Origin of the sequence: Kitasatospora sp. NPDC056783 (genome assembly GCF_042789895.1) — a bacterium.
In the GTDB taxonomy this organism is placed as follows: Bacteria; Actinomycetota; Actinomycetes; order Streptomycetales; family Streptomycetaceae; genus Kitasatospora.
On the sequence record NZ_JBHUAF010000300.1, the window covers coordinates 1 to 10,588 of the forward strand.

General features: G+C 71.9%; 6 protein-coding genes. All 6 read left to right on the forward strand.

Features of this window, described 5'->3' with window-relative positions; all coding sequences use genetic code 11:
* On the forward strand, positions 1-1,533 hold a 1,533-nt coding region (locus ACFRMQ_RS30760), incomplete at its 5' end, for an alpha/beta fold hydrolase (protein ID WP_380733971.1).
* Positions 1,534-1,764: 231 nt separating this feature from the next.
* Entirely contained in the window at positions 1,765-2,550 is a 786-nt protein-coding gene (locus ACFRMQ_RS30765; RefSeq protein WP_380733972.1) for an ABC transporter ATP-binding protein, read from the forward strand.
* 5 nt (positions 2,551-2,555) lie between these two features.
* On the forward strand, positions 2,556-5,060 hold the full coding sequence (locus tag ACFRMQ_RS30770) for an ABC transporter permease (protein ID WP_380733974.1): 2,505 nt from the start codon (positions 2,556-2,558) through the stop codon (positions 5,058-5,060).
* A 279-nt stretch (positions 5,061-5,339) separates the two neighbouring features.
* Positions 5,340-6,659 (forward strand): sensor domain-containing protein, encoded by a 1,320-nt coding sequence (locus ACFRMQ_RS30775; RefSeq protein WP_380733975.1) that lies wholly within the window; start codon positions 5,340-5,342, stop codon positions 6,657-6,659.
* Positions 6,623-7,267 carry a response regulator gene (locus tag ACFRMQ_RS30780; RefSeq protein ID WP_380733976.1) on the forward strand — a complete coding sequence of 215 codons (645 nt, stop codon included), beginning with the start codon at positions 6,623-6,625 and terminating at the stop codon, positions 7,265-7,267. Before ACFRMQ_RS30775 ends, ACFRMQ_RS30780 begins: the two co-directional genes overlap by 37 nt.
* A 343-nt stretch (positions 7,268-7,610) precedes the next feature.
* Positions 7,611-10,565, forward strand: a complete 2,955-nt coding sequence (locus ACFRMQ_RS30785) for an amino acid adenylation domain-containing protein (protein WP_380733977.1) — start codon at positions 7,611-7,613, stop codon at positions 10,563-10,565.
* Positions 10,566-10,588 lie beyond the last annotated feature (23 nt).

Genomic DNA, 10,588 nt, shown 5'->3' on the forward strand with positions numbered 1-10,588 from the left:
CATGTCCGTGAGGCGGTGCGGTTCGCGGACGGTGTGCGGGCGTTGGAGGCCGCGGGGGTGACCCGGTTCGTGGAGCTGGGCCCCGACGCCGTCCTGACCGGACTCGCGCGGGAGAACGCCCAGGCGCCGGACGCGGTGTTCGTCCCGCTCGGCCGCCGGCACGGCTCGGAGAGCGCCACCCTGCTGACGGGGGTCGCCCAGCTCTACGTGGACGGCCTGACGCCCGACTGGCGGGCGGTCTTCCCCGGCGGCGAACGGGCGGAACTTCCCACCTACGCCTTCCAGCGCCAGCGGTACTGGCTGGCGGCCGACGTCCCGCTGACCGTCGGCGCGCTCGACATCCCCGAGCAGCGGGCCGAGGCGTCCGGAGCGGCCCCGCTGCGCGAGCGCCTCGCCGGGCTCGACGAGGCCGGACAGCACGAGCTGCTGGTCGAGTTGGTCCGCGGCCGGGCCGCCGCCATCCTCGGCCACTCCGACGCGGAGGCGATCGAGGCGCAGGCCGGCTTCCTGGAGTCCGGGATGGACTCGGTCTCCGGTACGGAGCTGCGCGGCGCGCTCTCCGCGGCCACCGGGCTGGCCCTGTCCGCCGGTGTGGTCTTCGACCACCGCACCCCGGCCGACCTGGCCGCCCACCTGCGGGCCGAGCTGGCCCACGGCGGCTCCGCGCCCGCCGAAGAGGCCGGCGAGGACGCCGCCGAGGACCTGGAGTCGATCAGCGGACTGCTGCGCCGGGCCGCCGCCGAGGGCCGGATGATGAAGGGGATGGCGTTGCTCGACGCGGTCGCCGAGATCCTGCCGGCCTTCTCCTCGGCGGCCGAACTGGGGCACCTGGCCGAGCCGGTCCGGCTGGCCCAGGGCGAACGGGGCCCCAAGCTGATCTGCTTCCCCTCCCCGATGGCGCTCGGCGGCGCCCACCAGTACGCCCGGTTCGCCTCGCACTTCCGCGGCCGCCGTGAGGTGGTGGTGCCGCCGGTGCCGGGCTTCGGACCGGGGGAGGCGCTGCCGCGCTCGGTGGACGCCGCGGTCGAGGTGTTCGTCGAAGGCGTGCTGGCCGCGGCGGCGGGGGAGCCCTTCGTCCTGGTCGGCTACTCCTCCGGCGGCCAGTTCGCGCACGCCACCGCCGAGGTGCTGGAGAAGGCGGGCACCCCGGCCGCCGGGGTCGTCCTGCTGGACACCTACCTGCCCGACGGCGAGGGCCAGGACGAGCTCTGGCCGCAGATGTTCCGGGGCATGCTGGACCGGGAGTCCTCCTTCGGGCGGTTCAGCGCCGCCCGGCTCGCCGCGATGAGCCGCTACAGCGATCTGATCACGGACTGCCTGCCGGGCGCGCTGTCGGCCCCGGTGCTCTTCGTCCGCCCGGAGCGGTCCTTCACCGACGCGCCGGGCACCGAGGACTGGCGGGCCTCGTGGAGTGGTGAGCACACGCTGCGGGAGGTGTCCGGCACCCACTTCACCATCCTGGAGGAGTCGGCGCCGGACGCCGCCGCGGCGGTCGACGAATGGCTGTCGGGCCTCGGGAGCACCGGGAGCTGACCCGCGCGCCGGCCCGGCGTCAAGGGTCGTTGACCAGGGGCGCGAAGCCGTCGGCGTCGCGCCCCCCCGGGTTCCCGGAAGCGGCTTGGGTCGGTGGAAGAACCTCCGTCGCGGAGGTAGAGAAAGTTCTACCTCCGATACGCCAACCAATGGCAATGTGCCGAACCGCCGCCGCTTCTAACGTTGTCACCAGTTCGCGTGAGGTGCGTGACTAACCGGGTGGGAGTTCCAGTGCAGACTCAGGAGAACGGTCAGCGGACAGTGGCCGTGCGTCTGGATGCCGTCGAGAAGATCTACGGCAAAGGCGACAACGAGGTGGCCGCGCTCAAGAGACTGAGCATGACCTTCGAGACGGGCAGCTTCACGGCCGTCATGGGCCCCTCGGGCTCCGGCAAGAGCACCTTCCTGCACTGCGCCGCCGGTCTGGTCCAGCCGACCTCCGGCAAGGTGCTGGTCGGTGACACCAACCTCGCGGACCTGGACGAGGTGTCGCTGACCAAGCTGCGCCGCGACCGGATCGGCTTCATCTTCCAGGCGTTCAACCTGCTCCCGGCGCTGACGGTGATGCAGAACATCATGTTGCCGCTCCAGCTGGCCGGCAAGCGCCCGAACAAGAACCAGATCCTGATGGTGGTCAACCGGGTCGGCCTGGCCGACCGGCTCGACCACCTGCCCGGCCAGCTCTCCGGCGGCCAGCAGCAGCGCGTGGCGATCGCCCGCGCCCTGGTGACCCGGCCCGCCGTGGTCTTCGCCGACGAGCCGACCGGCGCCCTGGACACCCGTACCGCCGCGGCCGTGCTCGGCCTGCTGCGCGAGTCGGTGACGGCCGGCGGCCAGACCCTGGTCATGGTCACCCACGACCCGGTGGCCGCCTCCTACGCCGACCGCGTGGTCTTCCTCGCGGACGGCCAGTTCGTCGGCGAGCTGTGGCAGCCGACCGCCGAGGCGGTCGCCGCGCGGATGACCCGGCTCGGTGCCTGGGACGACGAGCCCACGCTGTCGGGCGGTGGCCGCTGATGCTGATGCTGGCTCTTCGCACACTGAAGTTCCGCAAGGCCGGGTTCATCGCCACCTTCGTGGCGATGTTCCTGGGAGCCGCGATCGTGATGGCCTGTGGTGGCCTGATGGAGACCGGCATCCGGATGGCGGCCCCGCCGCAGCGCCTCGCCGGCGTCCCGTTCGTGGTGACCGGTGAGCAGACGTACGACGACACCGCGCTGACCGAGCGCAACCGGATCGACGCGGGGGTGCTCGACACCGTCAAGGCGGTCCCCGGCGTCGGCAACGCGATCACCGACCTGACCTTCCCCGCGACCGTGGTGGTGGGCGGCAAGGCGGTCGACGCCGGCTCGAAGGGCCACAACTGGTCCAGCGCCGGACTGACCCCGTTCACCTTGACCCAGGGCCAGGCCCCGAACGCCAACCAGGTGGTCCTGGACTCCAAGCTGTCGGCCGACTCGGGCGCCGGCGTCGGCTCCAGCGTGCAGCTGAACGTGCGCGGCACGGCCCGGAACTTCACGGTCTCCGGCATCGCCCAGCACAACACCGGCGGGACGATCAAGCCGAGCCTGTTCTTCTCCGACGCCCAGGCGCAGCAACTGGCCGGGGCCGAGGGAAAGTTCGACTCCATCGGCGTCCAGCCGGCGGCCGGCGTCGACGCCGCCGCGCTGGAGAAGGACGTCAGCGCGGCGGTCAGCGGCAAGGCGATGGTGCTCAGCGGTGAGCGGCGCGGCCTGGCCGACCTGCCGGGCGTGCTGTCCAGCCAGCAGACCGTGACCATCCTGTCGGCCATCTTCGGCAGCTGGGCCGTCCTGATCGTGATGTTCGGCGTGGCCTCCACGATGGGGCTCTCGCTCCAGCAGCGGGCGCACGAGATGGCCCTGCTGCGGGCGATCGGCACCACCTCCAAGCAGGTGCGCCGGATGATCCTCGGCGAGACCGCCGTGCTGTCGGTGATCGCCACCGCCCTGGCGGTCTTCCCCGGCCTCCTCATCGGCAAGCTCCTGTACGGGCAGCTGAGCGGCAACGGCGTGGTGTCCGAGGAGATCGTCTTCCACGAGGGCTGGATCCCGCTGACGGTCGGCGCCGTCGCGGCGATCGCGGCGGCCATGGGGGCGGCGCTGTTCGCCGGCCGCAAGGCCGCGAAGACCAAGCCGGTCGCGGCGCTGGCCGAGAGCACCTTCCAGGCCAAGTGGCTCACCACTCCCCGCCTGCTGCTGGCGCTGTTCTTCATGCTCAACGGCGTCATGCTGTCGGTCGTCACGGTGACGGTGATGAAGGAGGGGCCGTCCCTGGCGAGCACCGCCGGCCCGGCCTCCGTCCTGTTCGCGATCGGGGTGGCGATGCTCGCCCCGGGGATCACCAAGGCCATCGTGACGGTGCTCAGCGTGCCGGTCCGCGCGGTCTCCGGTCTGTCCGGGTACCTGGCGCTGCGCAACGCCACCACCAACAACGTCCGGATGGCGGGCGCGGTGGCCCCGATCATCCTGCTGATCGGCATCGCCACCGGCACCCTGTACATGCAGGCCACCGAGGACACCGTCTCGGCCAAGAGCTACCAGAACAACGTGCTGGCCGACTACGTGCTCGACTCCTCGACCGGCGGCTTCGGGCCGGCCGTGGCCAACTCGATCCGCTCCATCCCGGGCGTGTCCGGCGTCTCCGAACTGGTCAGCTCCATCGGCTTCGTGGACTCCGCCGCCGGTGACACCATCGACCTGCGCGGCGTCTCGGCCAACGGCGTCCAGCAGACCATCGCCCTCGACTCGCCGAACGGGTCGATCGCCGACCTGAAGGGCAACACCGTCGCCCTGTCGGACAAGCAGGCCAAGGACTACGGCGTCGCCATCGGCGACAACCTGAAGATCCACTTCGGTGACGGCACGGCCGCCGAGCCCAAGGTCGTGGCCACCTACGCCGACAACCCGAAGGAGCAGTACCTGCTGCTGCCCTCCGACGTGCTGGCCCCGCACACCACCAGCGGCCTGCCGGGCAAGATCCTGGTGAAGGCGGACGGCGGCGCCGACCACGCCCAGATCCAGTCCCGCCTCGACAGTCTGGCGGCCTCGGTGCCCGGCACCGCGATCGCCGACCGTTCGACGCTGACCAGCTCCAACAACAACATCCAGCAGATCCTGGTCTCGTCGAACTACACCATCGTCGCCATGATCGTCGGCTACGCGGCGATCACCGTGATCAACAGCCTGGTGGCGGTGACCCGCAAGCGCCAGAGCGAGTTCGGCCTCCAGCGCCTGACCGGCTCCACCAAGGCTCAGGTGCTGGGCATGCTGAGCGTCGAGGGCGCCCTGGTCGCCATCATCGCGACCGTCCTGGGCACCATCGCCTCGGCGACCACGATCGTCCCGTACAGCCTGGTGAAGGCCGACTCGATCCTGCCGAAGGGCTCGATCGGCATCTACCTCGCGATCGTCTTCGGTGCGCTCGCCCTGATCTTCGGCGCGACCCTGTTCCCCTCCTGGAGGGGGATGCGGACGCCGCCGATCGAAACGGCCAGGTCCCCCGCCTGACCGGCACGCCGGGGCCGCTTCTCCGTCACCCCCGGACGGAGGAGCGGCCCCGCAGCCGTTTTCCGGCCGGATGTCATCGGCCGGCCGGGCCGCTCGCCGACCGTCGACCGATCAACTCGTCGAGGGTCGTTGAGTTTTAGTAACGTGGCAATGATCAGAAAATCACTGCCGTCACGGATGGACGATCGTTCAGGTGTGTTCCGCTTACCGCCGTTCCTCAGACCCGGCCGCATTACGGCGGGCATTGTCACGCCGGGCGATATCCCGCGGGGAGGGCCCTTGCGCCTCCGGGTGAACCTCGGGAGCCTCCTGCGCGAGTTCCCCGCCCGGCTCGGCCGGGCCGGCACCGACCTGGCGGTCGGGGTGCTGATCGCGACGGGTGCCCTGCTCTCCGTCTGCCTGTTCCTGATCACCGCCTATTTCGTGATCCTGTTCGTCATCGGCATCGGCGCGATGGTGCTGCCGATCGTGACCAGGTGGGTCCGCTGGCTGTGCAACGCCAACCGGCGGGTGGCCGCCCGGTCGGGAATCGAGATCGCCGTTCCGTACCAGCCGGAACCCGACGAGTTCGAGAAGGACATCGTCGGCTGGATCCGCCGCTGCAAATGGATTCTGACCGATCAGGCCACCTGGCGGGACCTGGCCTGGCTGCTGCTCAACTCGGTCGTCGGCATGATCGGATTCCTGCCCGCCGCGGTGCTCTACTACGTCCTCGAAGGATTCGCCCTGGCGTTCGGGCTGTGGAAGCCCGTCCTGCGGGCGCAGGGCACCGGGCGCGAGTACTTCTTCGTCGCGATCGACAGCTACCCCACCGCCGTCCTGGCCGCGCTGGCGGCGGCGGCGCTCTTCGTCGCCTGGGCCTGGTTCAGCCCGCTCTTCCTCACCGTGCACGCGCACTTCAGCCGGCTGCTGCTCGGCCCCACCGAGAGCTCCCGGCTCGCCCTGCGGGTCCAGCACCTGGCCGAGACCCGCACCGGCGCCCTGGACGCGGCCGCCGCCGAGCTGCGCCGGATCGAACGCGACCTGCACGACGGCGCCCAGGCCCGGCTGGTCGGCCTCGGCCTGACCCTCGGGGCGCTCGAACGCCACCTCACGGGCGAGTCGGAGGAGGCCCGCAGGCTGCTGCGCGACGCCCGCACCTCCTCCGTCGCGGCGCTGCGCGAACTGCGCGACCTGGTGCGCGGCATCCACCCGCCGATCCTCGCCGAACGCGGCCTGGCCGACGCCCTGCGCGCCCTGGGCCTGGCCAGCCCGCTCCAGGTCGAGGTGGAGGTGAGCATCCCGGGCGAGGCGCCGCCGCCGCTGGAGTCCGCCCTGTACTTCGCGGTGTCGGAACTGCTGACCAACGCCCTGAAGTACTCCGAGGCCGAGCACGTCGAGGTCAGCGCCTGGCACGACGGCGCCGTGCTGCACGCCTGGGTCACCGACGACGGCCGCGGCGGCGCCGACACCACCAAGGGGACCGGGCTGCACGGCATCCGCCGACGGCTGGCGACCTTCGACGGAACCCTCGACATCAGCAGCCCGCTGGGCGGCCCGACCGTGATCAAGATGGAGATACCGTGCGTATTGTCCTCGCTGAAGACCTCTTCCTCCTGAGGCAGGGGCTCATCCAACTCCTCGACGCCTACGGCTTCGAGACCGTGGCGGCCGTCGACAACGGCCCCGACCTGCTCGCCGCCGCGGCCGAGCACCGGCCCGACATCCTGATCGTCGACGTCCGGCTGCCGCCGACCTTCACCACCGAAGGACTCAAGGCCGCCCTCCAGGCCCGGCGCGAGATCCCCAAGCTGCCGATCCTGGTGCTCTCCCAGCACGTGGAGCAGATGTACGCCAGGGAACTGCTCGCCGACGGCACCGGCGGCATCGGCTACCTGCTCAAGGACAGCGTCTTCGACAACGAGCAGTTCATCGACGCGATCCGCCGGGTCGCCGCCGGCGGCACCGCGATGGACCCGGCGGTGGTCGCCCAGCTGATGGTGAGCCACGCGCGGGACCAGCCGCTCGGCGCGCTCACCGCCCGCGAGCGCGGCGTCCTGGAGCTGATGGCCGAGGGCTGCTCCAACACCGCCATCGCGCAACGCCTGTTCATCACCGAGGGCGCGGCGGCCAAGCACATCTCGAACATCTTCGGCAAGCTCATGCTGCCCCCGGACAGCGACAGCAACCGGCGCGTCCTGGCGGTCCTCGCGTACCTCAACGCCTGAGCGCGGACGACTGGGCCCCGTTCGGCCGGCGGGCCGAACGGGGCCCTCCGCGTGTCGAGTTGAACACCCGCCGTACATAGGGGGGATGAGGGGTACTCGGGCCCGGTGCGAGGTCATAGCGTCCCGGTTTAGCCAACGGGACGGCACTCCAGCGCACTTCGAGTGCCTACATTGTCACGCGTGGCTACCGGCATACTACTTGGCCGCGCACGGTGATGTTGACCGGGCCATGAAAAGAGTGTGATCAATCGTGAGTACTCAATCCGGCAGAGGCGAACTACCGGGTTCACCAAGAGCGCAGACCTCTCCCGGCAGCCGCCCCTACACCCGCGCCGTCTCGCCGATGGAATGGGTGTTCCTGGCCATGGGGCCCGGCCACTGCGTCGCCCACGTGGTCGAGGGCGAGGGCCGGCTGAGCCGGGAACAGCTGACGCGCGCGGTCGAGGCCGCCGCGAAGGCGTCCCCCGGAATGCGACTGGTCCGCAAGGACAAGCACTGGGTGGACCGGGGCGTGACGCCGCCCGTCCGGGTGCTCGACGCCACCGGCGACCTGCTCCGATCGCCGGCCCTGCAACGCCCGTTGGACGCCGGCCGCGAAGCCTGTGAGGTGCTGCTGCTCCCGGGAGAGCGCTCCACCGTGGTGTTCCGGGCCTTCCACGGCATCACCGACGGGCGCGGCCTGCTGCAATGGGCGGCGGACGTGTTCCGGGCGCTGCGCGGCGAGAAGCCGCTCGGCGCCGAATCCCGGCTCAACGACAGCGAGTTGATCCAGGGCCTCGACCGGTCGGACAGCCTTCCGCCGGCCCAGCCCAACCCGAAGCTGGAGTGGGCGCCGCTGCTCGGCCGCCGCTCACCGGGCTCCTCCGGGGTGCTCTGGCGCCGCCGGGCCGTCGACGGCCGCCACCCGGCGGCGACCGCCAAGGTGGCTGCGGCCTTGGCGACGACGTACGGCTCCGGGCGCGGGCGGTTCTTCGTCCCCGTCGACCTGCGCCGACACCGTCCGGAACCGCGCTCCACCGCCTCGCTGGCCCGCGCGGTCCAACTGCACGTCGAGGCCGGAGACGGCTGGCAGGAGGTGCAGCAGCGGCTGCTCACCCTGCTCGCCGCCGACGCCGAACTGGCCCCGCAGTTCCCCGACTCGATCCTGCGCACGCCGCTGCCGGTGATGCGCCTGGTCAACGCCGGGATCGACTTCTTCGCGGCCAGGAAGAACCGGTACAACAGCCTCGCGTACGTCTCCCACATGGGTACCGTCGCCCTGGCCGACTTCCACGCCGGGGACTTCCGGGCGGACGCGGTCTACCCGCTGGGCACCACGGGCCCCGGGGGCCCGCTGGAGGTCAACCTGCTGGAGAGCGCGGGCCGCACCGAGGTCACCGTGGCCTGGCACGACGGCCCCGGCCTGGCGGAACGGGCCGAGGCCGTCCTGGACACCATCGAGGAGGCGCTCTCCCCGCGCGCCCACCGGCACTGGGAGGGGAACCGCACCGAGCGCCCGCTGCCCTCCGAGCGCTCGGTGGTCGAGCTGTTCCGGGAACGGGTCGAGCGCACGCCGGAGCGGATCGCGCTCAGCGGCCCCGAGGGCGAGGTCAGCTACCGGGAGCTGAGCCGCCGCGCGGACGCGGTCGCCGCCGACCTGCGCGCGCGGGGCGTCGGCCCCGGCGACGTGGTCGGACTGCTCGCCGGCCGCACGGTGGCCTCGATCGCCGCGATGTGGGGCGTGCTGCGGGCCGGGGCCTGCTACCTCCCGCTGGACATCCGGCACCCGGACGCGCGCCTGGCCGACCTGCTGACCGACGCCGGCTGCACCCACTGCCTGGTGGAGCGGCCGTACGACATCCGCGAGTGCTTCCCGGCGGGCTGCGAGCCGCTGCTCCTGGACGACCTCGCCGTGGACGGCGCCGCGCCCGAGGACTGGCAGGACGTCGCCGCCGCCCCCGCGGACCTGGCCTACGTCATCTACACCTCGGGCTCCACCGGGCGCCCCAAGGGCGTGCAGATCGAGCACCGGAACCTGGTCAACTACGTCCACTGGGGGCTGCGCGCCTTCGACGTGGACGAGGACACCCGGCTGCCGCTGGTGACCTCGCCGTCCTTCGACGTCACCGGCACCTCCGTCTTCCTGCCGCTGCTGGCGGGCGGCCGGGTGATCCTGATGCCGGAGGACCCCACCCACCTCTCGCTGCGCCGGCTGCTGGAGGAGTCGGGCGCCAACGCGCTCAACCTGACGCCCTCCCACCTCGACCTGATCGGCGGGCTCGACCTGTCGCCCACCGGGTACCGCACGGTGATCGTGATCGGTGAGCAGCTGCGGGTGGAGGTCGCCGCCCGGGCCCAGGAGATGTTCGGGCCCGACTGCCGGATCATCAACGAGTACGGGCCGACCGAGGCGACCATCGGGTGCACCGCGCACACCTTCGACGCCGAACGGGACGGCGCCGGCGCCGTGGTGCCGATCGGGCTGCCCGCGGACAACACCACGGTGCACCTGCTCGACGCGGACGGCCGGTTCGTCGCCCCCGGCGAGACCGGCGAGATGTACCTGGGCGGCGTCCAGCTCGCCCGCGGCTACCTCGGCCGCCCCGAACTCGACCGCGAGCGCTTCGTCCACCTCGCCGACGGCAGCCGGGTCTACCGCACCGGCGACCTGGCCCGGGTACTGCCCTCGGGCGAGATCGAGTGCGTGGGGCGGATCGACGACCAGGTCAAGGTGCGTGGTCACCGGGTGGAGCCGGCCGAGGTGGCCCAGGCCCTGGAGGACCACCCCGCGGTGGACCGGGCCGTGGTGGTCGCCCGCACCCGGACCGGTCGGTCGGGCAAGGCGCTGTACGGCTACGCCCTGACCAACTCGCCCGTCACACCGGAGGAGTTGACCGACCACCTGGCGGGGGTGCTGCCCCCGTACATGGTGCCCGCCGCCATCACGATGGTGTCGGAACTGCCCTACACGGTGAGCGGCAAGATCGACCTGAAGGCGCTGCCGGACCCGTTCGCCGGGCAGTCGACCGCCGACGCGCCCGCCGACGGGGAACCGCTCACCCCGATGGACCCGACCGAGGAGGCGGTGGCCGACATCTGGGCGCGCACCCTGGGGGCGGAGCGCTCCCGGCTGGAGGTCCAGTCGGACTTCCACCACCTCGGCGGGGACTCCGTGTCGCTGCTCGGCATGCTCGCGGCCGTCTGCCGGGAACTGCTGACCAAGGACCAGGAGACGGCCTTCATGGCCGAGCTGCCCAAGCTGCTCGCCGAGCCCACGGTGGAGCGCGTGGCCGCGCTGGCCCGCGACGTCCGGGTCTGACGAACCGTTCCGAGGCCCGCCCC

What these genes read in the sequence shown, in the direction of transcription:
- ACFRMQ_RS30770 (WP_380733974.1), top strand. Translation starts at nt 2,556, where the DNA reads ATGCTGGCTCTTCGCACACTGAAGTTCCGCAAGGCCGGGTTCATCGCC.
- ACFRMQ_RS30785 (WP_380733977.1), top strand. Translation starts at nt 7,611, where the DNA reads ATGGAATGGGTGTTCCTGGCCATGGGGCCCGGCCACTGCGTCGCCCAC.